The organism is Actinoplanes sp. NPDC051861, assembly GCF_040681145.1.
In the GTDB taxonomy this organism is placed as follows: domain Bacteria; phylum Actinomycetota; class Actinomycetes; order Mycobacteriales; family Micromonosporaceae; genus Actinoplanes.
Genome location: NZ_JBFAYE010000009.1, coordinates 17,121 through 41,328, shown reverse-complemented (window position 1 = coordinate 41,328; position 24,208 = coordinate 17,121). Strand labels below are relative to the sequence as shown.

Here is a 24,208-nt window from a genome sequence, read left to right as displayed (position 1 = left end):
CGGAGGAGAGCGGATGGGAGCGGGAGAGCCCGACGACGACAGGCGGCGGTTCACCGCGATCTATCGGGACTGCCACCGGCAGGTTCACGCGTACGCGGTGAGCCGCGCGGGGCGGGAACTCGCCGACGACGTGGTGGGTGACACCTTCCTGACGGCGTGGCGGCGGCTCGACGTGGTGCCGGACGCGGCGCTGCCCTGGCTGCTCGGTGTCGCCCGGAACGTGGTTCGCGAGCGGTTCCGGGAGCAGGTGCGGCAGGCGAGCATCGCCGCGGAGTTGCGGTGCTGGGTGCGGGAGGCGCAGGCGGACATCGCCGACGGCGTCACCGACCGGGCCACGATGCTGGCGGCCCTGGCCACGCTCGGCGAGGACGACCGGGAACTGCTGACGCTCGTGGCGTGGCACGGGCTCGACACCCGTGCCGCGGCGCGGGTCGTCGGATGCTCGGCGGCCACCTACCTCGTGCGGCTGCACCGTGCCCGGCGGCGGCTCGAACAGGCTCGTCACGACCTTGCCCTCGATGTTCAGGAGTACAGCCGATGAGCAAGCACCGGGACACCATGCGCGCCCTGACAGAAGCACGGCCGGACCGGCTCGAGCCGGATTCGCCTCCGGTCGATCCGGGTGTGCTCATGGCGTACCCCCGGAATGAAGAACGACCCCGCAAGCGCGTGCGCCGCCTCGCGGTGGCGGGTGTCGCGATGGCCGCGGCAGTTGCGGTGGGGGTGACCGTTCTCGCCCAGCCTGACCCGAGCCCGGTCACGAAGATGCCGGCCGCGGAAGAGCCGGCCACCGACCTGCTTCTCGCGGCGGCTTCCCGGGCGGAGGCCGCACCGCAGCGAACCGGGCGCTACTGGGTGATCCGGGCCGAGCACGGCGGCGAAGGGCGCCGACTTGTGGAGGAGCGGTGGTTCGCGGTGCGCGACAGCGATCCGAGCAGCGGGTATTTCCGGGATGAATCAGGCACCTGGACGGCTCGACCCATGCGGGGCCGGCACACCTTCCTGCTGGCGGGCCAGGAACGTTCCATGGCCGAACTCGCGGCGCTGCCGTCCGATCCGGATCAGCTCAAGACGAAGCTCCTCCAGTGGCACCGCGACGGGAATCGCGACGAATACCTGTTCTATGCCGGGGTGGGGCTGACGCTGGACCTGCCGACGTCGCCGGGGGTGCGGGCGGCCGCGTACCGGATGCTCGCCGGACTCCCCCGCCTGGACCGGGTCGGCACGGTGACGGATCCGCTCGGGCGCGGCGGGATCGCGGTCGGTTACAGCCGGCGCGGCGACAGCGGCGCGATGTCGCAGCAGCGCCTCGTGATCGATCCGGAGTCGGGGCGCGCGCTGGCGCTGGAGTCCTGGACCGGCGGCAAGCTGATGTTGTGGGACGCCATGCTTCACACCGCCTTCTCGGACAGCCCGCTTCCGGAGGCCACCTCGCTGCGGTGATCGAGTTGCCGGGAGGCGCCCCGTGGCCGCCTCCCGGCAGGTCCTCAGATCGACGCGCTGATGCAGAACGGGTGACCGGCCGGGTCGAGCAGCACCCGCCACCGGTCCGGCTGCGGCTGGAACTCGGGCTTCGTCGCACCGGCGGCGATCACCGCGGCCTCACCGGCGTCCAGATCCTCGACGCCCAGCTCGAGGTGCGCCTGCTTGGGGACGTCCGGCTGCGGCCAGGTCGGCGCCACATACTTCTCCACCTTCACGAATCCCAGGTTGGCCCCGCCCAGGAAGACGAACTCGTCGCTGCTGTAGGTGACCTCCTCCCCCAGCAGTTCGCTGTAGAAGCCGGCCAGCGCCACCGGGTCGTCGCAGTCCAGCGAGAACCCGGCATATTTCGCGATTGCAGACATTTTCTCGATCCCTTCGGTACGTTCACCGCCCACTCTGCTGGCCGAGACTGACATCCTGTGTCAGTCTTCCCGCATGCGTGCAAGCCGATTGCTCTCGCTCCTACTGCTTTTGCAGGACCGCGGCCGGCTCACCGCGCAGCAGATCGCCGACGACTTGGAGGTCTCGGTCCGCACGGTCTACCGCGACATCGAGGCGCTCGGCGCCGCGGGCGTCCCGGTCTACGCCGAGTTGGGTGCCGGCGGCGGATATCAGCTGCTGGACGGCTACCGCACACGGCTCACCGGCCTCACCCCGCAGGAGGCCGGCTCGATCTTCCTGGCCGGCGTGCCCGACGCCGCCGCCGAGCTGGGCCTGGGCGCCGTCCTGACCACGGCCGAACTGAAACTCCGCGCCGCCCTGCCCGCCCGCCTCAACCGCCACGTCGGCGAGATCCGCGACCGCTTCCACCTGGACCCGGCCGGCTGGTTCCGGGAAACCGAGACCCACCCCTTCCTGGCCGCCCTGGCCTCCGCGGTGTGGGACCGGCGGCGCTGCCGGATGCGGTACCGGCGGTGGCGCGCCCCGCACGAGGTGGACCGCGAGATCGAGCCGCTCGGGATCGTGCTGAAGGCCGGCGTCTGGTATTTCGTCGCCCGCGTCGAGGACGATGTGCGGACGTATCGCGTGGCGACGATCCTGGACCTCTCGGTCTCGGACGAGACCTTCGAACGGCCCGAGGACTTCGATCTCGCGGCGGTCTGGGCGCAGTGGGCCGCGGAGTTCGAACGCCGCCTGCACCGGGACGTGGCGACGGTGCGGCTGTCGCCGGCCGCCCTGGACCGGATCCCCTATCTGATGACCCGGGCCATGGCACGTGAGGCACAGAGCAACCTGGGCCCGCCCGACCCGGACGGCTGGACCACGGTGGACCTGCCCATCGAGTCGATCAGACACGCCCACCCCGAGTTCCTCAAGCTGGGCGCGGACATCGAGGTCCTGGAACCGGCCGAGTTACGGGACATGATGCGGGAGAGCGCATTGGCGCTGGCCCACCTCTACCGCTAGTCGGGCGCTTTCGACTTGCCCGGTCGTGAGGCCCGGCCCAGCACCTTGAGGAGGACGTCGAGGTAGTCACGTCTGGCCAGGTTCGCATCCCGGGTCACGCTCAACGCCGCTATGACCGCGAGAATCAACGACACACCGGCAGACGCCACAGCCACGAGGGCGACGAGGGCGGCTATTTCCATCGCGCAACCTCCGCCTCGGCATCCCTGCTGACGCCGATCATGATATTTACCGTCGTCGCAGCCGCCGTGATCACGGTGGCGACGATGGCACTTCCCCAGTTCTCGAAGAACTGAATGTCGTTCGAACCGGATGCCGACAAAGCCCAAGCCAGCACCAAGTATATCATCGCACCCGCATTCACGCCGAGTGAAATATGCATTTGGCGATGATGTTTGTTGCCCTGCGTAAGCGCTTCACCGAAGCCGGACAGCAGAATTCCAATGTTCAAGGTGTAGAGGTTCTGCACCTTGACAGCCTCGACGTTCAGCAGGCCACCGAGCACGAGCAGCACAACCGGCAGCCCCAGGGTCCAGACCGTGAAGCTGGTCAGCTTGTCGCCGAGTTTCTCCTTGAACACCTCCTTCTCCGTAGGAAGTTTCTTTCCCTCAGCGCCGGAATCGAGATCAGGCTCCGCCATTCTCTGTGCACCCAATTACGAGAAGGCATGGTTTGACGCTGCGGCATTAGTGATGCAGGGTAGCACTCGTCAAAAATGGCGGACAACACACGCCATCACCCAAAGGGGTGTCGAATCTCCGTCACGGCGAATCCTACATTCATAGTGATGATCTCCTTGCGGCGGGCGGACCTGTCCTGGACAGCTTCCGCCGGTGGGTGATCACACCGGTCGGGTGGACATGTCCCCGGGCAGCTCGCGGCGGGAGGTCACGCCCAGCTTGGTGAAGATCTTTCGCAGGTGCCACTCCACCGTGCGCGGGCTCAGGAACAGCACCGCGCCGATCTCCGGGTTCGTCCGCCCGGCCGCCGCCAGCCGCGCGATCTGCGCCTCCTGCGAGGTCAGCTCCTCCCGCACGCCGCTGACCCGCTTGCGTACCGTCTCACCGGTCGCCATCAGTTCGCGGCCGGCGCGTTCCGCGTACCCCTCTGCTCCCATTGTCGTGAAAGCGTCATGCGCGGCACGCAGCTGGTCCCGCGCCTCGCCGCGCCGGTTCTCGCGGCGCAACCATTCCCCGAAGAGGAGGCGGGCCCGGGCGGTCTGCAGTCCCAGGCGGGTCGATCCCAGGAGCGTGACGGCCTCGGCGAAGTGGGACTCGGCGTCCGAGGGTACGCCGGCCAGGGCATCGGCCAGCGCCTGCGTCCCGCGCGCCCACGGCGTCGACACCACACTCGTCCGGGCCACGAGCCGGGACCGGGCGTCGGCGGCGGCATCGCGATCACCGGACCGGGCCGCCGCCTCCACCATCTCGCCCAGCGCCCACTGATAAACCGCTAAATCCTCATAGGATGCTGCCTCGCGTGCCGCCTTCAACGCCGCCGCGTAGTCGCCCGCCCCGTTGAACAGCACCGCCCGGCAATAGTCGGCGACGCTGAGCAGCCACCCCACCCCGTCGGACGACGCGACCAGCTCGTCGATCATCTCCAGGGCCGGTGACACCCGCCCGCGGTGCGCCGCCAGGATCACCGCCGAGGCCGGATGCGGCGACGGCGACACGATGGCCGCCGCCTCGTCCACCAGGGCGGACGCGTCCGCGAACCGCCCGGCGTAGATCAGCGCCGTGGCCCGGAACGCCAGCGCCGCCGGCAGTACCGACAGAACACCGTTCTCCCGGGCGAAGGTGATCGCCCGTTCCGTCAGGGTCAGGAACCGCACGTCGTCCCAGACCTCGTGGACGAGCAGGCCGGAGAGCCAGAGCAGGTCGGGATCGGCGTCCGGCGCCACCTCCAGAGCCGCTGTGAACAGGGGGACGGCTGCGGCGTGACCCGAGTTCTTCCACGTGATCAGGCCGGCCAGCAGCCGGCCCGCGGCGTCGTCGCCGGGTGCGACGGACGCGGCCGACGAGACCGCGAGATCCAGGTCGTCCCCACCCAGCCGGCCGGCGTTCAGCGCCGCGCCGATCGCCGAGAGGTACGTCTCCCGGGCCGCCGCCGAGTCCAGGCCCGCCAGTCGCTGTGCCGCGTCGAGCAGGGGCCGGACCGCCGACCTGCCCGAGTTGGCCGCGAACGCCACCCGCGCCCGCAACCGCTCCACCTCGGCCCGCTGCATCGCGTCGAGCGGGCCGATCTCCGCAGCCGCCAGCAGATCCGGCACGTCCCCGATCGCCCCCGCCGAGAACCGGGCCCTCGCCGCCGCCAGCAGCCGTACCGAACGGGCGCGCGGGTCCAGCGTGAGCTCGGCCGCGCGTTCCAGGAACGCCGCGGCCGCCGCCCGGCCACCGCGCGACAGCGCCCGGTCCGCCGAGCGTTCCAGTTCGGCGGCGACCTCCTCGTCGGGTCCGGCCGCCGCGTGCGCGCGATGCCACGCCCGGCGGTCCGGGTCCTGCTCCGCGTCGGTCACCTCGGCCAGGGCACGGTGCACCTCCCGCAACTCGGGAGCGCCGGCCGAGTGCCGGGCCGCCGAGCGGACGAGAGGGTGCCGGAAGCGGACCCGGGCGCCGATCTCGATCAGGCCCGCGGCCTCGGCGGGTGCGGCGGCCTCGGGGGCGATGCCGAGCCGTTCGGCGGCATGCCACAGCAGGGGTACGTCCCCGACGGGCTCGACCGCCGCGGCGAGCAGAAGCGTCCGGCTCTCCTCCGGCAGCCCGGCGATGCGCCGCTGGAAGCCCTCTTCGACTCGGTTCGCCACCGGGTCCGCGGAGGGCGTCCCGAACCCGAACGCCAGTTCGGCCGGCGTGAGGTCGCGGGGCAGTTCGAGCAGCGCGAGCGGGTTGCCGCGGGTCTCGGCGACGATCCGGTCCCGTACCCGGTCGTCGACGAGGCCGGGCAGCACCGAGTCGAGCAGCGCGCGGGCGTCCGCCTCGGGCAGGCCCTCCACGGTCATCGACGGCAGGCCGCCGAGCAGCCGGTCGTCGAAGCCGCGCGCACCGAAGATCAGCGCGACCGACTCGGAGTCGAGCCGCCGGGCGACGAACGTGAGGATCACCTCGGACATCCGGTCCAGCCACTGCGCGTCGTCGACCACGCAGACCAGCGGCCGGTCCGACGCCGCCTCGGCGAGCAGCCCGAGCACGGCCAGGCCGACGATCAGCGCCTCCGGCGGGCGGCCGGCGCTGAGACCGAACGCGGTGGACAGGGCGTCGCGCTGCGGTTCGGGCAGCCGGTCGAGGTGTTCGAGCAGGGGCGCGCAGAGTTGCTGGAGCGCCGAATAGGCGAGTTCGGTCTCCGGCTCGACCCCGGCGGCGCGGACCACCCGCCCGGCCGGTGCCTGCTCGGCGGCGTAGTCCAGCAGGGCGGTCTTGCCCGTACCCGGCTCGCCCCTCAGCACCAGCACCCGGCTCTGACCCGCCCGCACGTCACGCAGCAGGCGGTCCAGCGCCTCCCGCTCCCGGCGGCGCCCCCGCAACTCGATCCCCACGACTCCGGGACGCTACACGGCCTGGAGCACCCCGTCGGCCAGTCGGAGCCTGCGTTCCACCCCGATCTCCGCGAGGAACCGCTCGTCGTGGCTGACCACGACGAACGCTCCCCGGTATGCGGTCAGCGCGCTCACCAGCTGACCCACGCTGACCAGGTCGAGGTTGTTGGTCGGCTCGTCGAGCAGCAGCAGGTGCGGCGCCGGCTCGGCGTAGAGCACGCACGCCAGCGTCGCCCTGAGACGTTCGCCACCGGAGAGGACCGCCGCCGGCAGGTGGGCCCCCAGGCCCCGGAACAGGAAGCGGGCCAGGAGGTTCATCCGCTCGGCGCCGGCCAGGTGGGGGGCGAAATGGGCAAGGTTCTCCGCGACGGTGCGGCCTGCGTCGAGGAGATCCAGGCGCTGGGAGACGTACGCGGTGCGCACGCCACCCGCACTCCGGATCAACCGCAGGAGGCTGGACTTGCCGGCACCGTTCGCGCCGGTCAACGCTATCCGCTCGGGTCCCCGGACGGTGAGATCGACCCCTTCGAAGACGGTCCGCCCGTCGTACTCGGCGCGCAGCCCCTCGCCGTGGAACACGGTCCGGCCGGCCGGCACCGTGGTCTCCGGCAGCTCCAGCACGATCCGGTCCTCCTGCCGCGCCGCCCACCCGGCCTCCTGGGCCCGGACCTGCGCCTGCTGCACCCGGTTGGCGTGGGTGTCCGCGCCGCGTGCCGCCGACACCTGGGCGTTGCGCTTCAGGTTGCCGGCGTGGATGCGGGCCAGCCCGGCGTCGGCGAGGTTGCGCGACGCGGTCGACGCCCGGCGGGCTGCCCGCTCCCGCGCCTGCTGCGCCTCCCGCTTCTGCCTTTTGAGATCTTGTTCAGCGGTACGGAGACGCTGCTCGGCGTTCTCCCGCTCGGCCCGTACGGCCTGCTCGTACTCGGTGTGGTTGCCGCCGAACCAGCGGACCTCGCCGTTCTCCAGGGCCGCGATCCGGTCCATCTCGTCGAGCAGCTCCCGGTCGTGGCTGACCACGACCAGGCACCCGGTCCAGGCCCGCAGGACCGCGATCAGCCGCTCCCGGGCGTCCCGGTCCAGGTTGTTGGTCGGTTCGTCGAGCAGCAGCACACCCGGCCGTTTGAGCAGCTCGGCGGCGAGGCCCAGGGAGATCACCTGGCCGCCGCTGAGCGTACCGAGCCGCCGGTCGAGGGTGACGTCGCCGAGGCCCAGCCGGTCGAGTTCGGCGCGGGTGCGCTCCTCCACGTCCCAGTCGTCGCCGACCACGGCGAAGTGCTCCTCGGCCACGTCACCGGACTCGATGGCGTGCAGGGCGGCGACGATCCGGTCGACGCCGAGGACCCGGCCGACGGTCCGGTCCTGCTCCTCGGCGAACGGCAGGTGCTGCGGCAGGTAGCCGAGCACACCCTCGACGGTGATCGTCCCGGCGGCCGGGCTGAGCTCACCCGCGATCAGCCGGAGCAGCGTCGACTTGCCGGCCCCGTTGGCGGCGACCAGACCGGTGCGCCCGCCGGGGAACGCGACGGAGAGGCCGTCGAAGACCGGCGTGTCATCCGGCCAGGAGAACGACAGGTCGGTGCAGACGACGGCGGCCCTATCCACGTAATGCTCCGATCGTCACGTCGAGCGCCGCTTCCAGGTGGTCCGTGCTCCCGGTGGTGATCAACAGGAGCACCCCGCCCTGAATACCGGCGAGCATGGCGGCCGCGGCGCGATCCGCATCCACGTCTTCGCTGATCTCGTGTTTCTGTTGCATCGCGAGGATCCCGTCGCGGATAGCCGACTGCCACCGCTCCATCAACCTGATCACGATCTGCTGCGCGGCCGGGGTGCGCCTGCCCACCGACCCGAGCAACACGGTCAGCGGGCACTGCGGGCCCTGCTCCCGGTATCGCTCGATCACCCGGTCCCGCCACGCCTGGAGGGCCGGCCACGACGTCAGGTCGCCGAGCATCGGCTGCTGGTCGTCGATCACGCGGTCGGCCTCGTACTCGGCGACCGCGATCAGCAGCGCCTCCTTGCCGTCCGGGAAGTAGTGGAAGATCTGGCTCTTGCTGGTCCGGGTCCGCGCCATCACGTCCTCGAGGCGCACCTCGTCGACACCGCGCTCGCGGATCTCGGCGGCCGCGCCGTCGACGATCCGGGACCGGGTCAGCCGTCCCTTGCGCGTCACCACGGTCCCATTCTCCCCGGCGCGCGCTCGGTGACCTCCTGGAGCAGGAAGCCGTTGCCGTCGGGGTCGGTGAACGAGGCGAACGAGCCGTACGACGGCCGGCCCGGATAGAGCCCCGGCACCCGCTTCTGCTCGCCCGCGTGATGGAACACCCCGTCCGCGTCGTGGAAGATCTCGCTGACCTCGACGCCCCGGGCGACCAGGTCGGCACGTGCCTCCTCGATGTCCCGGACGACCAGGTGCACGTTCTCCACCGAGCCGGGTGCCGCCGTGCCGATGCCGGTGCCCACCACGATCGAGCAGTGCGACCCGGGCGGCGTGAAGTGCACGACCCGGAAGTCCGCTCCGCCGACGTAGTCGAGGTCCTCCCGGAACCCGATCCGCCGGTAGAACTCCCGGGCCCGGTCCACGTCGGCGACCGGCAGGACGATCACCTCGAGCTGATAGTCGATGGGCATGGGGAAATGGTCGGCCGGCAGCGCGCGTGCTCGCCCCAGGGACAGTCCCTGGCCCTCACCACCAGTAGTTGTCCTGCGGCCGGTAGGGCGCCTCCAACGCGGTGATCTCGTCCTCGGTGAGGCGCAGGCCGAGCGCGGCGACCGCGTCGGCCAGGTGGTGCGGCTTGGTGGCGCCGACGATCGGGCACGAGACGACCGGCTTGGACAGCACCCAGGCCAGCGCCACCTGAGCCATCGCGACGCCCCGCCCGGTGGCCACCTTCTCGACCGCGTTCACCACCGCCTCGTCGGCGTCCCGGTCAAATGCCCTGGCGACGGCGTCCGACGACGAGCGGGCCGTCGGCGCGCCCCAGGGACGCGCGGCGCGCCCCTTCGCCAGCGGCGAGTACGGCGTCAGCCCGACACCCTGGTCGAGGCACATCGGGATCATGTCCCGCTCCTCCTCGCGCTTGAGCACGTTGTACTGGTCCTGCATCGCCGAGAACGCCGTCCACCCGTTGAGCACGGCGGCGTGCTGCATCTTCGCGAACTGCCACGCCCACATCGACGACGCCCCGAGATAACGCACCTTGCCCGCCCGGACCAGGTCGTCGAGCGCCCGCATGGTCTCCTCGACCGGCGTCTCCGGATCGAACCGGTGCACGTAGTAGACGTCGATGTAGTCGGTCCCCAGCCGCCGCAGCGACGCCTCGGCCTGCTCGAGAATCGCCTTCCGCGACAGCCCCGCACCACCCGGCCCGTCGTGCATCCTCCCGCTGACCTTCGTGGCCAGCACGATCTCCTCCCGCCGGGCGAACCGGCCGATCGCCCGCCCGGCGAACTCCTCCGAGGTGCCACCCTGGTAGACGTTCGCGGTGTCCCAGAACGTCACACCCAGCTCGACGGCCTGCCGGAAGAACGAAGCCGAGGCCTCCTCGTCCAGCGTCCACCCGTGCATCCCGGCCGCCGCGTCCCCGTAACTCATACACCCGAGCCCGACGCGACTCACCCGCAACCCGGTCCGTCCCAGCCGTGTGAACTCCACCGTCGTCACCTCCCTGTCAGCAGCCGTCGGCGGTCGTCTCGATCCTCGCGGTCAACGCTCAGGTGCGAACCGCGGGCCATTGGCTCAATGCCGCGTCGGCGGCCTCGTGCAGTTCGCCGGCGACGGCGCCGCCGGCGGCCTGCACGGCGAATCCGTAGCTCAGCGCGAACAGGTACCGGGCGAGGGCCTGCGGCGACTGCCCCGGTGGCAGCTCACCGGGATCGGCCTGCTCGAGGCGGCGCGCCAGCAGGCGTTCGCCCGCCTGGCGGCGGCCGGCCAGGTCCTCGTACGCCTTCTGGTTGCGCGCCGAGCGGGTCAGGGCGCCGTTGACCGTCAGGCAGCCCGGCGGGGTGCCGTCGCCGGCGGCCAGCGCGATCATGCCCCGCAGCAGGTGTTCCGCGACACCGCGGGCGGTCGGCTGCGAGAACGCGTCGGCCAGATGCCGGGCCGGGCCGGCCACGTACCGGTCGACGGCGCGCCGGAAAACCTCGTCCTTGTTGCCGAAGAAGGCGTACAGGGACGGCGGCGTGATGCCCATCGCCCTGGTCAGCTCGGCCACCCCGGTCGCTTCGTAGCCCTGCTGCCAGAACAGATTCATGGCCGCCTCCAGCGCCGCGTCCTCGTCGAAGCCGCGAGGTCGTCCACCCGGCATCCCCAACCCCCATTTCAAAGCGATCGCTAGCTTACTCCTTGACGACCCTGGCCGTGCCGACCTAGTTTTCTAGTGATCGCTACGAAACTAGGGTGAGTGATGAAACGAGATCTACGCAATCGGTATGGCGGCTACGCGCTGATCACCGGCGCCTCGTCCGGCATCGGCGCCGAGTTCGCGGCCCAGATGGCCGCGGCCGGCCTGGATCTGGTGCTGGTGGCCCGCCGCAAGGAGCGGCTCGACGACCTGGCTGACCGGCTCACCGAGCAGCACGGCGTCGCCACCGAGGTCGCCGCCGTCGACCTGGCCGCCGAGGACGCGATCGCCGAGCTGACCCGTCGGACCGAGCACCTGGACATCAGCGTGCTGGTCGCCAGCGCCGGCGTCGTCACCTCCGGGCCCTTCCTGTCCCAGTCGCTCGCCGCAGAGTCGTCGCTGCTGCACCTCGATCTGACCGTGCCGATGCAGTTGACCCACCACTACGGCCGCCGCCTCGTGGCCCGCCGACGCGGGGCGCTGATCCTGCTCTCGTCCGCGGCCGGGTTCGCGGCCGTGCCCTACTCGGCGAACTACGCCGCCGCGAAGGCCTACCTGGCGTCGCTCGGCCAAGCCCTGCATCACGAACTGCGCGGCACCGGCGTCGACGTGCTCACTGTCGCGCCCGGCCCCACCCGCACCGAGGGCATCGAGAACGCCGAAGGCATCGACTTCACCCGGGTGCCGCTGCCGCTCATGACCCCCGACCAGGTCGTACGGGCCTCGCTGCGCCGGCTCGGCCGCGGTCCGCTGGTCATTCCCGGCTCCGCCAACCGGATCTCCGACCTGATCGGGCGACACCTGCTCACCCGGCGCACCCAGACCGCACTCTTCGGCACTCTCGTCGGGCGCGCGCTCGACGATCACCAGAAAGGAATCATCTGATGGGCAAGCTCGAGGGAAAGGTCGCCGTCATCACCGGTGCGACCTCCGGTATGGCCCTGGCGACGGCGAGGCTGTTCGTCGCCGAGGGCGCCCATGTCTATCTGACCGGCCGGCGCAAGGACCGCCTCGACGCGGCGGTCGCCGAACTGGGCCCCGCGGTCACCGGCGTGCGCGGGGACGCCGGCGATCTTGAGGATCTCGCCCGTCTCGCCGACGCGGTGCGGACCGGGCACGGCCGCCTCGACGTGCTGTTCGCCAGCGCTGGGATCGGTGAGCTCGGCGAGCCGCTGTCCGCGGTCACCGGGGACTCCTTCGACCGGGTCTTCGGCGTCAACGTCCGCGGCATGCTGTTCACCGTGCAGAACCTGCTGCCGATGATGACCGATGGCGCCTCCGTCATCCTCAACAGCAGCGCGGGGGCGATCAAAGGTGTGCCCGGCAGCACCGTGTACTCCGCCAGCAAGGCGGCGCTGCGGTCGTTCGCCCGCACCTGGACCGCGGAACTGGCCCCGCGGCACATCCGGGTCAACCTGATCAGCCCCGGCCCGATCGACACCGCCACCTTCGACCACATTCCCGACGAGGTACGCGCTGCCGTCGCCGGCATGGTGCCGATCGGCCGCTTCGGTACCCCCGACGAGATCGCCCGAGCCGTACTCTTCCTTGCCGCCGCCGACTCCAGCTTCGTCCACGGTGCCGAACTGTTCGTCGACGGCGGCCTGGCCCAGGTCTGACGGGCCGGCAGGGCCGAACCCGGTGGGGGCCTCGCGCGGCCCCCACCGTGGCGTCAGATCGCCGTTCGCCCCGCGTCGACGGCGACCGTCGCGCCGGTCATGAAGCCGGAGCGGTCGGACGCGAGGAACGCGATGACCTCCGCGATCTCCTCCGGCGCCGCCAGCCGCTTCAGCAGCGTGGTGCCCGCCACCTGCGCGGCTCCCTCCTCACCCATGGTCAGCATCACCATGTCGGTGCGGGTCGGCCCCGGTGACACCGTGTTCACCCGTACCCCGGCCGGGCTGAACTCCGCCGCCCAGGTTCGGGTGAGCGCCTCCAGCGCGCCCTTGGTCGCGCTGTAGGCCGACAGGCCCGGCATGCCCACGCTGGCGGCCATCGTGCTGACGTTGATGATGCTGCCCGCTCCCTTCGCGACCATCGCCGGGACCAGGGCTGCGGTGAGCAGGTACGGCGCTCGAACATTCGCGCCGAAAGCCTCGTCCAGGTCAGCGGCCTCCTGCTCCGTCGTCGGCGCGACCGGGAACAGCGCGGCGTTGTTGACCAGGACGTCGACCTCGCCCGCGGCAGCGGCCAGGTGGTGCAGCGACTCGACATCGCCCAGATCGGCGGCGAGGAACCTCGCGGTGCCGCCGGACTCCGCGATTTCCTTGACCAGCGCCGCGCCGCGCTGCCGGTCGCGGCCCGACGCTACGACGTGCGCGCCGCGGGCCGCCAGCAGCCGAGCCGCGGCGCCGCCGATGCCGCCGGTCGCGCCGGTGATGAGTGCGATCTTGCCAGTGAGCTCCACGATCAGACCTTCCTCGGGGTCGAAATGGATTGCGCAGCCCAGAATCATCGGCGAAAAATGGATTGTCCAATCCAAAATGCGCTAGGGTGTCCCCCCGTGACCGCGAAACAGCTCACCGCCAAGGGCGCCGAAACCCGCCGCCGGATCGTCGCAGCGGCCGCACAGCTCATGTATGAGCAGGGCATCACCGAGACGACCATGGAGGAACTCCGCGCCGCCACGGGAGCCAGCAGCTCGCAGATCTACCACTACTTCGCCGACAAGCAGGCACTTCTGCTCGCGGTCATCGACTACCAGACCGAGGCGATCCTCGACCTGCAGACACCACACATCGACCGCCTCGACACGATCGGCGGCCTGCGCGCCTGGCGAGACCTGCTGGTCGAAAACCAGAAACGAATGCAGTGCCGTGGCGGCTGCCCGATCGGGACCATCGGCAGCCAGACAGCCGAGAACAACCCCGACGCACGGCTCGCGGTCGCCTCCGGTTATCTCCGCTGGGAGAACGCCATCCGCGCCGGCCTCACCACCATGCACCGCCGCGGAGACCTCGACGGCGACCCCGGCGACCTGGCCCTGGCCCTGCTGACCGCCCTGCAAGGCGGCCTCCTCATGACCCAGATCCACCGCACCGTTCGACCGTTGGAAGTCGCCCTGGACACCGTCATCGACCACATAGCGTCACTCACCCGGGAGATCCCGGCCGCTTGAGGCTCGCGGGTTTGATCACCTTGCTCGGGGACGGAATCGCCCGACGCGGTTGTCCCTTGACCACCGGCAGGGCGCCGTAGGTCGCCTGGCGGCCTGGTGGGCCGGGGTGGTCGCGGGTCTCGGGGCGGCAGAGCACGAAAACGCGTACCGGGAAAGGAGAATGCCCCCCGCGAAAGAGCGGGAGGCATCTCGGTGATCGTCAGGCAGTCAGGCCGGCTGATCTGGCCATGTGTGCGGCATACCAGGCCGGCCAGTTCTCGTCGAACTTGCCGCCGAGTTGTTCCTTCTCGTAGACGCCGTGTGCGGCCGCGGCGTCGCGCAGGGCCGATTCGACCTCGGCCACCGAGCCGTAGACGACCTGGCCGATTCTGCCCGGGAGGCGGTCGGTGACCTCCTGGAGGAAGAAGAGGTTGCCGTCGGGGTCGGTGAAGGAGAGGAACGAGCCGTAGGAGCGGCGTTCCGGGTGCGGGCCGGGGACGCGGGCGGTGGTGCCGGCGTGGTGGAAGACGCCGCCGGCGTCGTGGAAGACCTCGCTGACGTCCACGCCGGCGGAGGCCAGGTGGGCGCGGGCGGCTTCGATGTCGTCGACGATGATGTGTACGCCCTGGGACGAGCCGGGTGCGGCGTCGGTGACCCCGGAGCCGATCAGGATCGACGCGGCCGATCCGGGCGGGGTGAAGTGGACGACGCGGAAGCCGGCCGGGCCGGAGTAGTCGACGTCCTCGCGGAAACCTATCCGGGTGTAGAACTCCTTGGCGCGGTCCACGTCCGCGACCGGCAGGACCACTACCTCGATCTTGAAGTCGACCATTTCGAGCTCCTCGGTTCGGTGGCCGTTCTGGCCTGAGCACACCATGCGCCTGGAGACCCTGGTGCCGCCCCAGGGAGAGTCACTGGCGGACACCCGGGTTGACCACGGGTGGGGCGTACCCGGCCGGTTTGTCGCCGATGGTGAGCCCCGGGCTGACGATCCAGGACTGGTACTCGGGGGTGAACATCGAGTACGGCTTGGGCAGTGGCCGGGCGGCGGCTTCGTCGAGGGTACGGCGTGCGGCGGCCGGAATCTCGAAGTCGAGCGCTGCCAGGTTGCTGTCGAGCTGGGCGACGCTGCTGGCACCGACGACGGCGGAGGCCACACCGGGCTGGGTGACGACCCAGTTGAGCGCCACCTGGGACATCGGGCGGCCGATGTCCGCGGCGACCGTCGTGAGGGCGTCGATCACCCGCCAGTCGTGGCCGGTGGGTGCCGGGCTGCCGTCCAGACGGCCCGCGCCCGAGACTCCGGCCTCGTCGCGCCGGTATTTTCCGGTCAGGAGGCCGCCGGCGAGCGGGCTCCACGCGGTGATGCCCATCCCGAGAGTCTGCGCCATCGCGGTGAACTCCGGTTCGATGGCGCGGTCCAGCAGAGAGTACGGCAGTTGCACGGTCACCATCGGGAGCAGGCTCTGCGCGGTGGCGGCGTACCAGGCGGGCACGTCGGAGAGTCCGGCGTAGCGGATCTTCCCGGCCCGGATCAGGTCGTCGAACGTGCGCGCCACCTCCTCGACCGGGGTGATCCGGTCCCAGGTGTGCAGCAGGTACAGGTCGAGGTGGTCGGTGCCGAGCCGGCGCAGCGAGTCCTCCAGCGCGCGGATCATGTGCTTGCGGCCGTTGCCGCCGGCGTTCGGGTCCGACGGGTCGACCGTGTTGGTGAACTTGCTGGTGAGCACGACCCGGTCGCGGGCACCAGCCTTCGCGATCAGGGAGCCGAGGATGCGCTCGCTCTCACCGGCGGTGTAGAAGTCGGCGGTGTCGATCAGGTTGCCGCCCGCGTCGAGATAGCGACGGAGGATCGGCTCGGCCTCGTCGGCGGTCCTGCCGTAGGCGGCGTGAAACCCGCCGACGCCGAAGTTCATGGTGCCGAGAGCAAGGCGGCTGACACGCAGGCCGGAGCGCCCCAGCAGGTAGTAGTCGTTCATGGCTCCGACTGTGGCCCGCCGAAAATGGACCGGCAAGTCCAGAAACACTTCCGCACCATAGGGGCAATAACCCGCCCTGGGGTGGCCTTCCGGCCGCACCGGCTAGTTGAATCGCAGGTGCGAGGGGGTGATATTCGTGCCGGACCGCCGGATTTCCCTGACGCTCATCACTCTGGTCGGCCTCACCGTGGCCGGCACCCTGGCGGCGACGGCGCTGCTTCTGTCGGCGGTCGCCATCCGGACGCTGAGCGACGCGCCGGGCGCCTGGGCGGTGGCGATCGTCTGTGCCAGCGCCGTGATCGGTTCGACACTGGGCGCCTGGGCCGCACAGCCGGTGGTCGCCCGGCTCGTCACCCGGGCCCTTCAGCCATCGCCGGACACGCGGCCCTCCGGATCGCCGGCCACCGGATCGCCGGCGGCGGTCGCCTCGGACAACCGCATCTCCTGACCGGGGTTGATCTCGGCGGGTGCGCCGGCCGCGGGGTTGATCCCGGCGATCGCGGCGTTGATCCCGGTGGGCGCGCCGGCCGCGGGGTTGGTCTCGGCGGGTGCGCCGCCGGGGGCCGGGCCGGCGGGTACGTTCTGCTGCCAGCGGCGCACGAAGAGGGCGCTACCGCCGGCGGTCGCCAGCAGGCCGACCGACGCCATGCCCGGCCAGGAGGCGACACCGAGGAGCCGGCCGGCGACGTAGGCCGCGCCGGCCACCGGCAGAACGAGCAGGAACATGCCGTAACAGGTGAACACGACCAGCAGCTGGCCGAGCGAGGTGGCGCGGGCGGTCGCACGTTCCATGAAGTCGAGGACGGTCACGAGGGCGGCCGGGCCGCGCGGCGAGGGCAGGGTGGGTCGTGCGGCCGGCGCACGAACCGGAATCGCGCGCCAGCCCGCGGGCTGCTGCTCGGGTGCGGGCGGCGAGGTCCGGGCCTGATCGACGACGGCTCGGCGACTGGTGAGTCGCCGAGCCGGGAGCATTCTCTCCGCCGCCAGCTGGCGCCGGCCGGATCTGCGCGCGGGAACCCGCGGCGTGCTGTCAGCCGCGGGCCTCGGATCTCGCTCGGGTGGTGGCGTCCTGGACACGCGCGCGCTCCGGATCTTGATGCTGGGCACCTCGCGGAACCGCTGCCGGCGTCGAGTGGGGGTCTGGCCGACCAGAAGTTCCATTTTCGTGCGGTTTCCACCCGGGTCGAGAACTAACCTCAAGGGGAGGCCGCAATCAGTGTGTCGCTGCTTGCAGGTAGCGGGTTGCACGTAGCAGTCTGACTGCCTGTTGCTACAGTACGTCGGGCACTTCCTGTTTGCTACTCCCCGACTGCATGTAGCAGCTTGACACTCACCATCTGCAACTAACGCAGCCGATATCAATACCAATCGGACTTTTCGCTTCCCAGACGAGGGACTATTTAGACATGGAGCAGCAGACGGACCCGACTGTGCAGCGGCGCCGCTTGAGGGTGGAACTTCGGCGGGCAAGATCAGAAGCGAGACTGACTCAGAAACAGGTTGCGGACGAACTCGGCTGGTCCCCGTCCAAACTGCTCCGCATCGAGAACGGCCAGGTCGGCATCTCCCAGACCGACCTACGCGCACTTCTCGATCATTACGGAATCGCGGATCCGGAGACGATCACCACGTTCATCGCGATGGCACAGCAGGGCCGCCGGCAGCAGACCTGGAGTCAGTACCGCGACGTGCTGTACCCGGAGTTCATGGCATACCTGAGCTACGAGAGTTCAGCGTCGTTGCTGCGGCGGACGGAACCACTTCTGGTGCCCGGCCTGCTGCAGACCGAGGAGTACGCACGTACCGTCAACCAGGCCTTCGCCACCAAAGACCTGACCGAGCGAGACGTCGAACGCCAGACAGACGCCCGCATGCAGCGGCAAAGCATCCTCGACCGCGAAGACGCGCCGGAGATGTTCTTCATCCTGGACGAGGCTGTCGTCCGCCGCTGGGTGGGCGCCACACCGGGCGATGCACGGATCATGGTGCGACAGCTGAAACATCTCCAGGCGGTGAACGAGAATCCGCGGTTCAGCATCCAGATCCTGCCGTTCCGGCACGGACTCCATTTCGGAATGCAGGGGTCGTTCACCCTCCTCGAGTTCCCCGACCCGGAGGATGACGAGCTGCTCTTCCTGGGCACCCGCGCGACGCGGGAGTCCAGCGAGGTCATCGCCAACTACAAGGATGAGTTCTACCAGCTGGAGTCGGCTGCCATTGCCCGCTCAGCACTGAACGAGTTCCTGAACTCGGTGATCAAAGAAATGAATTGATCGTGGCAGGGCGGCGAAGGATCACGGACGCGATCCTTCGCCCTCCTCCGCGATCCATTCGATAAAAGATCGCCAAGCCACGAGCGAGAAGATCAGCATAGGACCATCGGGACTCTTGGAGTCCCGAACGGCCACCTCACCACCCTTGACGGCCACTTCCACGCATTCGCCGCCGCCGACACTTCGCGAGCTCTTGCGCCAGACAGCGTCGGACCAGCTTGAGTCAGTCACTGCTTCTCCCCGCCTCCAGAAGCCGCCGCGCGAGCCAGTCAGGTTCCTGCGACAGCGACGTCGAGTTCGGCGGCGCCAAGGTCAGCTGAGCACGTCGCTCACTGGCCGGCCTTCCGGTGTGCGACAAACCAGTCGCTGCTATTGACCGGTCTGATTCTGCCATGGCAGTACCGCCTCCGCTACCACACGCGTACGCCACGTCATCAACGCGCCGCCCGAACTGCGACAATACCGTCCACCCGGACGTGAAGATCAACTAAAGCCATTGATCATCATCGCTTGACAATATTCCGGAAACGATTCCAGACTGGCCAGCATCCATCGATGTGCGTCGAAAGATCAGTGGCCATGACGGTGACGATCAAGGATGTGGCACGGCTGGCCGGGGTTTCGCAGTCCTCGGTCTGCCGGGCGCTGGCCAATCCCGACCAGGTGCGCCCGGAGACGCGGGAGCGGGTCGAGACCGCCGCCCGCGACCTCGGCTACTACCCGAACCGGGCCGCGCGCAGCCTGATCACCGGCCGCACCGGGAACATCGGCGTGGTCCTGCCGGATCTGGCCAACCCGTTCTTCCCGTCCGTGGTGAAGGCGATCCAGACGCAGGCGCGCCGGGCCGACTACGCGGTGTTCCTGAGCGACACCGACGAGGACCCGGCGCTCGAGGTGCCGCTGATCCGGGCGCTCACCAAGCAGGTCGACGGGTTCCTGCTCTGCTCGCCGCGCGCTTCTGACGACGAGCTGAAAGCGTTTGCCGGGCAGGCGCCGATCGTGGTGCTGAACCGGCGGATCACCCCGTTCCCGTCGGTGACCGCGGACAGCGCGGACGGGATGCGCCAGGCGGTGGCGCATCTGCACGCGCTCGGGCACCGCCGGATCGCGTACGTCGCGGGGCCCCGGACCTCGTGGTCGAACCGGGACCGGCTGCGCGGCCTGCGCAGCGCCACCGCGGCACACGACATGGACCTGATCGAGGCCGGCAACACCGCGCCGACAGTCGAGGGCGGCACCGCCGTCGCCGACCTGGTCGTCGCGTCGCCGGCCACCGCCGTGATCGCCTACAACGACCTGATCGCCCTCGGCCTGTTCAACCGTTTCGCCGCCCGGGGCATCGCCGTGCCGGAGCGGATCAGCGTGATCGGCTTCGACGACATCCTGCTGGCCGGGCTCGTCCATCCCGGCCTGACCACCGTCGCCATCGCCAAGGAGCAGATCGGCCGGGCCGCCGTGGAGCTGCTCCTGGAGTCGATGGCCGCCGAGCAGGAACGGCCCGCCCGGCGCGTTCTCCCCACGCAGTTGATAGTGCGCGGTTCCACCGGCCCGCTCCACGATTGAAGGAGTCCACCATGCCGTCCAGCAGACGCCAGTTCCTCACTCTCGGTGCCGCAGTCGCCCTGGTCAGCGCCTGCTCCCCACCGGAAAAATCCGAAGTGTCCGACAGCGGCCCCGTGCCCGGCAAGCCGACGAAGCCGGTGACCCTCAACGTCCTGGACGTAGCGGGCAACCTCCAGCTGACCCAGGGCATGATAGACGACTTTATTGCGAAAAATCCGGATGTAGTGGAGAAGGCTACTTACACCAAGGCCACCGCCCCGGAACTCGTCGGCAAGGTCAAAGCTCAGCAGGACGCGGGCCGAGTCGACATCGACCTCGTCCTGACCGGTGTGGACGGCCTGGCCGGCGGCATCGACCAGCAACTCTGGGCACAACTGCTGCCCACCCACGCCGCACGGCTGACCGGCATGCAGAACTATCTTCCGGGTGCCGCCGCCATGCAGAAGCTCGCCGGCGACTTCGGCGTCACGGTCACCTACTACCCCTCCGGGCCGCTGATCGAATATCTGCCCAAGAACGTGCCGACACCCCCGAAGAACACCGAAGAGCTTCTTGCGTACGCGAAAGCGAACCCCGGCGCCGTCCAGTACGCCCGCCCCTCCAACTCGGGCCCCGGCCGCACCTTCCTGATGGGCCTGCCCTACCTGCTCGGCGACACGAACCCGAAGGACCCGGTCAACGGCTGGTCAAAGACGTGGGCGTACCTGAAGGAGCTCGACGCCTACATCACGCTCTACCCGTCCGGCACCACCGACACGATGAAGAACCTGGCCAACGGCTCCGCGAAGATCATCGCCTCGACCACCGGCTGGGACATCAACCCGCGGGTTCTCGGCACCGTCCCCAAGGAGGCGAAGACCGGCACCCTCGAGGGGTTCCACTGGGTGACCGACGCGCACTACGGCGTCGTACCGAAGGGCACGTCGACCGACAAGCAGGCCGCCGTGCTCTCCCTGCTCAACTGGATGCTCACCCCGGAGCAGCAGGCCAAGGCGTACGACAAGGGCTACTTCTACCCCGGCCCGGCGATCAAGGACGTGCCGCTGTCGATGGCGCCCGCCGACAGCCAGGCCGCGCTCGCCGAGTTCGGCCGCCCCGAGTACGAGCAGCTCATCGCCGACAACCCCACCGAGGTGCCGCTGGACGCGAAGGACCTGGTCGCCGCGTTCGACCGCTGGGACCGGGAGATCGGCGGCTCGAAGGTGAAGAAGTGACCCGCTTCGAGACCCTCCGCCTGGACGGTGTCACCCGCCGGTTCGCCGGTGCGGACGCCCTGGTGGACCTGAACCTGGAGATCCGGCGGGGCGAGTTCATCGCCCTGCTGGGCCCGTCCGGCTGCGGCAAGTCCACCGCGCTGAACTGCCTCGCCGGCCTGCTCCCGCTGACCGGCGGCAGCATCTGGCGCGACGGCGAACGCCTGGACACGCTGCCTGTCGAAAAACGCGGGTTCGGCATGGTGTTCCAAAATTACGCGCTGTTCCCGCACATGTCCGTCCAGAAAAACGTCTCTTTCGGTCTGCAGATGCGCAAAGTCGCGCGTTCCGAGGCACGCAGCCGCACCGCCGAGGCGATCCGTCTCGTCCACCTCGAGGAACACGCCACGAAGCTGCCCGGTCAGCTCTCCGGCGGGCAGCAGCAGCGGGTGGCGATCGCCCGCGCGATCGTGGTGGAGCCGTCGCTGGTGCTGATGGACGAGCCGCTCTCCAACCTCGACGCGAAGCTGCGCCTGGAGATGCGCACCGAGATCCGCCGGCTGCACCAGACACTCGGCCTGACCACGGTCTATGTCACGCACGACCAGGAGGAGGCGCTGTCACTCGCGGACCGCCTGGTGCTGCTGCGGTCCGGGCGCGTGCAGCAGATCGGCAGCCCGGAGGAGGTGCACGCGCGTCCCGCCAACCGGCACGTCGCCGATTTCATGGGCTTCCGCAATCTGCTGCCGGGTCACGCTTCCGGAGCGGCTTCCGCAACGCTCGATTCTTTGGGGGTACGCCTGAACGGCACCGTCGTCGGCGAGGTCAGCGACGGGTCCCGGGTCGTGGCCGGCATCCGCCCCGAGGACGTCACGCTGACCGGCGACCTGGAGGCGACCGTCGAGGTCGTCGAGTACCAGGGTCGCGAGTTCACCGCGGAGGTGCGCACTTCCGCCGGTCTGGTCATCCACCTGCGCACCGGCCAGCGCCTGGCACCCGGCGACAAGGTGCGGATCGGGTTCCCGTCCGAGCATCTGCTGATCTTCCCGGGGGACGCACCGTGACCGCCTCGACAGTGGCGCTGCGCCACCGCCTGGCCGAGCGCGGCGTCGACACCCAGATGCTCCTGCTCGTCCCGGCCACCGTCTTCGTCGTCGCGCTGTTCATCTACCCGTTCGGCTACGGCCTGGCCGTCTCCCTGCAGCCCGCCGAGGGTGGGGTGCTCGCCGCGTACCAGGCGTTCTTCACCGACGCCTACCAGCGCGACACGATCGCGACCACGCTGTACATCGCGCTGCCCGCCGCACTGCTCAACGTCCTGGCCTCGGTGCCGATCGCGTACCGGATGCGCGGCCGGTTCCGCGGCAAACGCGTCCTCACCACGGTCCTCGTCGTGCCGATCACCCTGGGCACCGTGCTCACCGCCGAAGGGCTGCTCAACTTCCTCGGCCCGGCCGGCTGGTTCAACCGTTTCCTGCTCACGACCGGCCTGACCGACACCCCGGTACGCCTCACCAACAACTACTGGGGAGTGTTCCTCTCCCTGGTGATCACCGGCTTCCCGTTCGCGTTCCTGCTCGTTCTCTCGTACCTGTCCGGGATCGACCCGAGCCTGGAACGGGCCGCCGCCACCCTCGGCGCGGGCTGGCGGCAGCGGTTCTTCCGGATCACCCTGCCGCTGCTGGCACCCGGGCTGGCCACCACGTTCTGCCTGACGTTCGTGCTCGCGTTCAGCGTGTTCCCGTCGGCGATCCTGGTCGGCGACCCGTCCGGAACCACCCGGGTCATCTCGATCGCCGCCTACGAGGCGGCCTACGTGCGCTACGACTACGCCGCCGCGTCGGCCGCGGCGATCATCATGGGCCTCGTCGAGCTGATCGTGATCGCGATCGTCCTGGGGTTGCGATCTCTGCTCTACACCGGCTCCACAGCGGGAGGAAAGGGATGAATCTCGACTCCCCACGCGCCGCCGCCCGCCCCCGCCGCGCCATCGTCGCCAGCCCCGCGGCCTGGCTCGTCTGGGGCGCGGTCGTCATCTTCTTCCTCGGCCTGGCGGGCGTCATCGGCTCGGTCGTGGTCAACTCGTTCGGGCTGCGCTGGTTCGACTCGTGGCTGCCGGAGGCGTACACCACCCAGTGGTACGGCCAGGCCTGGGACGACTTCACGCTGCTTCCCGTACTCACGGTCACGCTCGTCGTCTGCCTGCTCGTGGCCGGCATCTCGGTCCTGGTCGGAGTGCCCGCCGCGTACGTTCTGGCCCGTCGTGCTTTCCCCGGCAACCGGATCCTGTTCCTGCTGTTCCTGCTGCCGATCCTGATGCCGCCGATCACCTACGGCATCCCGCTGGCGACGGTGCTCTACAAATACGGCCTCGCGGGTCACCTCTCCGGTGTCGTGCTGGCCAACCTGGTCCCGTCGATCCCGTTCGTGATCCTCACGATGACACCGTTCATCGAGCAGATCGACCCGGCTGTCGAGCGTGCGGCCCGGGTGCACGGTGCCCGTACCCGTCACGTGTTCTTGCGCATTCTCGCCCCGCTGCTGATCCCCGGCATCCTCGCGTCCGCGATCCTGGTCGTGGTCCGCACGGTCGGCATGTTCGAGCTGACGTTCCTGACCGCCGGCCCGGACTCGCAGACGCTGGTGGTGGCGCTGTTCTACTCGATGTCAGCGGCCGGCATCCGCGCACAGCAGTCGGTCGACGCGATGGCCGTCATCTACTGCGCGATGATGCTCGTTCTGCTGGTGGTGGCGCTGCGATTCGTCAACCCGACGCAGCTGGTGGCCCGGGTCAGGGACGATCCAGACTGAGAATCCGCTGCTCCAGGACCGCGTCCAGCCCGGCGACGAGCTCGGTACCGGTGGCTTCGTCGTGCAGCCGCTCGGGGAAGATCCGCTCGATCTGCTCACCGTATCCACCCTCGCTGGGCGCCTCGATGCTCCCGGTGTCCAGGTGCACCGCCATCGGAACCGACGACTCCGAGCGGACCTCGGTGCCGAGCGTGGCGCAGAGCGTCCACACATAGGCCGTCTCGGCCTCACCCTCACGCGGCTCGACGCCGAACGGCCGCACAGCACAGGCCACCCGCTGACCGGCCGCGCCGCCGAGCCACTCCGCAGTCAGCTTCTGCTCGATCATCGGGGTGACGCGCGCGGCCAGGTCACGCGCCTGCCCGGCCGGGATCGGTTCCGCACCGGGCCGCAGCACGAACCAGACCACCCCGGCCACGACAGCGACCACCATCAAGGACAAAAACCCTTTTTTCGTACGCGTCGCGAACATCGCCGTTCCTCTCGGGTGTACATCGCTCGCCGCCCGCTTGGTCACGATCA

28 protein-coding genes are annotated in these 24,208 nt (G+C 69.8%); 13 read left to right on the top strand and 15 right to left on the bottom strand.

What is annotated here, in order from left to right:
- Positions 1-13: 13 nt before the first annotated feature.
- Together AB0M02_RS23850 and AB0M02_RS23845 are read left to right on the top strand one after the other, a co-directional pair.
- Positions 14-541 carry an RNA polymerase sigma factor gene (locus tag AB0M02_RS23850; protein WP_364230093.1) on the top strand — a complete coding sequence of 176 codons (528 nt, stop codon included), beginning with the start codon at positions 14-16 and terminating at the stop codon, positions 539-541.
- The gene (locus AB0M02_RS23845; RefSeq protein ID WP_364230091.1) at positions 538-1,443 is read left to right on the top strand and encodes a CU044_5270 family protein; all 906 of its coding nucleotides are present in this window, start codon (positions 538-540) and stop codon (positions 1,441-1,443) included. Before AB0M02_RS23850 ends, AB0M02_RS23845 begins: the two co-directional genes overlap by 4 nt.
- Before the next feature lie 44 nt (positions 1,444-1,487).
- On the opposite strand, the gene AB0M02_RS23840 is transcribed toward AB0M02_RS23845, so the two are convergent.
- Entirely contained in the window at positions 1,488-1,847 is a 360-nt protein-coding gene (locus AB0M02_RS23840; RefSeq protein WP_364230090.1) for a VOC family protein, read from the bottom strand.
- Positions 1,848-1,920: 73 nt separating this feature from the next.
- Here AB0M02_RS23840 and AB0M02_RS23835 point away from each other — a divergent pair, with 73 nt between their 5' ends.
- Complete coding sequence (locus AB0M02_RS23835) at positions 1,921-2,892, top strand: WYL domain-containing protein (RefSeq protein ID WP_364230088.1); 972 nt, start codon at positions 1,921-1,923, stop codon at positions 2,890-2,892.
- Here the strand turns inward: AB0M02_RS23835 and AB0M02_RS23830 are convergent.
- The 8 genes from AB0M02_RS23830 to AB0M02_RS23795 all read right to left on the bottom strand — a co-directional run bounded on the left by AB0M02_RS23830 (position 2,889) and on the right by AB0M02_RS23795 (position 10,734).
- A complete protein-coding gene (locus tag AB0M02_RS23830; protein WP_364230086.1) occupies positions 2,889-3,074 on the bottom strand; it encodes a hypothetical protein in 186 nt (61 codons plus the stop codon). The genes AB0M02_RS23835 and AB0M02_RS23830 overlap by 4 nt on opposite strands.
- Positions 3,065-3,532: a hypothetical protein gene (locus AB0M02_RS23825; protein WP_364230084.1), complete on the bottom strand. Its 468-nt coding sequence runs from the start codon at positions 3,530-3,532 to the stop codon at positions 3,065-3,067. Before AB0M02_RS23825 ends, AB0M02_RS23830 begins: the two co-directional genes overlap by 10 nt.
- 201 nt (positions 3,533-3,733) lie before the next feature.
- Positions 3,734-6,427, bottom strand: a complete 2,694-nt coding sequence (locus AB0M02_RS23820; RefSeq protein WP_364230082.1) for a BREX system ATP-binding domain-containing protein — start codon at positions 6,425-6,427, stop codon at positions 3,734-3,736.
- Between the two features lie 12 nt (positions 6,428-6,439).
- Entirely contained in the window at positions 6,440-8,029 is a 1,590-nt protein-coding gene (locus AB0M02_RS23815) for an ABC-F family ATP-binding cassette domain-containing protein (protein ID WP_364230081.1), read from the bottom strand.
- Complete coding sequence (locus tag AB0M02_RS23810) at positions 8,022-8,603, bottom strand: TetR/AcrR family transcriptional regulator (RefSeq protein ID WP_364230079.1); 582 nt, start codon at positions 8,601-8,603, stop codon at positions 8,022-8,024. The genes AB0M02_RS23815 and AB0M02_RS23810 overlap by 8 nt, the downstream gene beginning before the upstream one ends.
- Entirely contained in the window at positions 8,597-9,058 is a 462-nt protein-coding gene (locus AB0M02_RS23805; protein ID WP_364230078.1) for a VOC family protein, read from the bottom strand. Before AB0M02_RS23805 ends, AB0M02_RS23810 begins: the two co-directional genes overlap by 7 nt.
- A gap of 55 nt (positions 9,059-9,113) precedes the next feature.
- Positions 9,114-10,082 (bottom strand): aldo/keto reductase, encoded by a 969-nt coding sequence (locus AB0M02_RS23800; RefSeq protein WP_364230076.1) that lies wholly within the window; start codon positions 10,080-10,082, stop codon positions 9,114-9,116.
- Between the two features lie 58 nt (positions 10,083-10,140).
- The gene (locus tag AB0M02_RS23795; protein ID WP_364230074.1) at positions 10,141-10,734 is read right to left on the bottom strand and encodes a TetR/AcrR family transcriptional regulator; all 594 of its coding nucleotides are present in this window, start codon (positions 10,732-10,734) and stop codon (positions 10,141-10,143) included.
- Positions 10,735-10,833: 99 nt separating this feature from the next.
- Here AB0M02_RS23795 and AB0M02_RS23790 point away from each other — a divergent pair, with 99 nt between their 5' ends.
- Positions 10,834-11,655, top strand: coding sequence for an SDR family NAD(P)-dependent oxidoreductase (locus AB0M02_RS23790; RefSeq protein ID WP_364230072.1), 822 nt, complete (start codon positions 10,834-10,836; stop codon positions 11,653-11,655).
- Positions 11,655-12,389 (top strand): SDR family oxidoreductase, encoded by a 735-nt coding sequence (locus AB0M02_RS23785; protein ID WP_364230070.1) that lies wholly within the window; start codon positions 11,655-11,657, stop codon positions 12,387-12,389. Before AB0M02_RS23790 ends, AB0M02_RS23785 begins: the two co-directional genes overlap by 1 nt.
- Positions 12,390-12,442: 53 nt before the next feature.
- Here the strand turns inward: AB0M02_RS23785 and AB0M02_RS23780 are convergent, their stop codons facing one another.
- Complete coding sequence (locus AB0M02_RS23780; protein WP_364230068.1) at positions 12,443-13,177, bottom strand: SDR family oxidoreductase; 735 nt, start codon at positions 13,175-13,177, stop codon at positions 12,443-12,445.
- A 96-nt stretch (positions 13,178-13,273) separates the two neighbouring features.
- On the opposite strand from AB0M02_RS23780, the gene AB0M02_RS23775 reads away from it, so the two are divergent.
- Positions 13,274-13,888, top strand: coding sequence for a TetR/AcrR family transcriptional regulator (locus tag AB0M02_RS23775; protein WP_364230066.1), 615 nt, complete (start codon positions 13,274-13,276; stop codon positions 13,886-13,888).
- A gap of 199 nt (positions 13,889-14,087) precedes the next feature.
- Here AB0M02_RS23775 and AB0M02_RS23770 read toward each other — a convergent pair whose 3' ends face one another.
- Together AB0M02_RS23770 and AB0M02_RS23765 are read right to left on the bottom strand one after the other, a co-directional pair.
- On the bottom strand, positions 14,088-14,699 hold the full coding sequence (locus AB0M02_RS23770; RefSeq protein ID WP_364230064.1) for a VOC family protein: 612 nt from the start codon (positions 14,697-14,699) through the stop codon (positions 14,088-14,090).
- Between the two features lie 79 nt (positions 14,700-14,778).
- On the bottom strand, positions 14,779-15,846 hold the full coding sequence (locus AB0M02_RS23765; protein WP_364230062.1) for an aldo/keto reductase: 1,068 nt from the start codon (positions 15,844-15,846) through the stop codon (positions 14,779-14,781).
- A gap of 136 nt (positions 15,847-15,982) precedes the next feature.
- Between AB0M02_RS23765 and AB0M02_RS23760 the strand changes: the two genes are divergently transcribed.
- Complete coding sequence (locus AB0M02_RS23760; protein WP_364230060.1) at positions 15,983-16,294, top strand: hypothetical protein; 312 nt, start codon at positions 15,983-15,985, stop codon at positions 16,292-16,294.
- On the opposite strand, the gene AB0M02_RS23755 is transcribed toward AB0M02_RS23760, so the two are convergent.
- A complete protein-coding gene (locus tag AB0M02_RS23755) occupies positions 16,210-16,818 on the bottom strand; it encodes a hypothetical protein (protein WP_364230058.1) in 609 nt (202 codons plus the stop codon). The two genes, AB0M02_RS23760 and AB0M02_RS23755, sit on opposite strands and share 85 nt — an antisense overlap.
- A 434-nt stretch (positions 16,819-17,252) precedes the next feature.
- On the opposite strand from AB0M02_RS23755, the gene AB0M02_RS23750 reads away from it, so the two are divergent.
- Positions 17,253-18,119: a helix-turn-helix transcriptional regulator gene (locus tag AB0M02_RS23750; protein ID WP_364230057.1), complete on the top strand. Its 867-nt coding sequence runs from the start codon at positions 17,253-17,255 to the stop codon at positions 18,117-18,119.
- Between the two features lie 21 nt (positions 18,120-18,140).
- Here the strand turns inward: AB0M02_RS23750 and AB0M02_RS23745 are convergent, their stop codons facing one another.
- Positions 18,141-18,350, bottom strand: a complete 210-nt coding sequence (locus AB0M02_RS23745; RefSeq protein WP_364230056.1) for a DUF397 domain-containing protein — start codon at positions 18,348-18,350, stop codon at positions 18,141-18,143.
- Between the two features lie 348 nt (positions 18,351-18,698).
- Here AB0M02_RS23745 and AB0M02_RS23740 point away from each other — a divergent pair, with 348 nt between their 5' ends.
- Genes AB0M02_RS23740 through AB0M02_RS23720 form a run of 5 tightly spaced genes read left to right on the top strand, consistent with a single transcriptional unit; the run spans position 18,699 to position 23,686 of the window.
- Positions 18,699-19,682, top strand: coding sequence for a LacI family DNA-binding transcriptional regulator (locus tag AB0M02_RS23740; protein ID WP_364230054.1), 984 nt, complete (start codon positions 18,699-18,701; stop codon positions 19,680-19,682).
- A gap of 11 nt (positions 19,683-19,693) precedes the next feature.
- The gene (locus tag AB0M02_RS23735; RefSeq protein ID WP_364230052.1) at positions 19,694-20,896 is read left to right on the top strand and encodes an extracellular solute-binding protein; all 1,203 of its coding nucleotides are present in this window, start codon (positions 19,694-19,696) and stop codon (positions 20,894-20,896) included.
- Positions 20,893-21,939, top strand: coding sequence for an ABC transporter ATP-binding protein (locus AB0M02_RS23730; protein WP_364230050.1), 1,047 nt, complete (start codon positions 20,893-20,895; stop codon positions 21,937-21,939). The genes AB0M02_RS23735 and AB0M02_RS23730 overlap by 4 nt, the downstream gene beginning before the upstream one ends.
- Positions 21,936-22,823 (top strand): ABC transporter permease subunit, encoded by an 888-nt coding sequence (locus AB0M02_RS23725; RefSeq protein WP_364230048.1) that lies wholly within the window; start codon positions 21,936-21,938, stop codon positions 22,821-22,823. Before AB0M02_RS23730 ends, AB0M02_RS23725 begins: the two co-directional genes overlap by 4 nt.
- Positions 22,820-23,686, top strand: coding sequence for an ABC transporter permease subunit (locus tag AB0M02_RS23720; RefSeq protein ID WP_364230046.1), 867 nt, complete (start codon positions 22,820-22,822; stop codon positions 23,684-23,686). Before AB0M02_RS23725 ends, AB0M02_RS23720 begins: the two co-directional genes overlap by 4 nt.
- Here the strand turns inward: AB0M02_RS23720 and AB0M02_RS23715 are convergent.
- Positions 23,667-24,119 carry a hypothetical protein gene (locus tag AB0M02_RS23715; protein WP_364230044.1) on the bottom strand — a complete coding sequence of 151 codons (453 nt, stop codon included), beginning with the start codon at positions 24,117-24,119 and terminating at the stop codon, positions 23,667-23,669. The genes AB0M02_RS23720 and AB0M02_RS23715 overlap by 20 nt on opposite strands.
- Positions 24,120-24,208 lie beyond the last annotated feature (89 nt).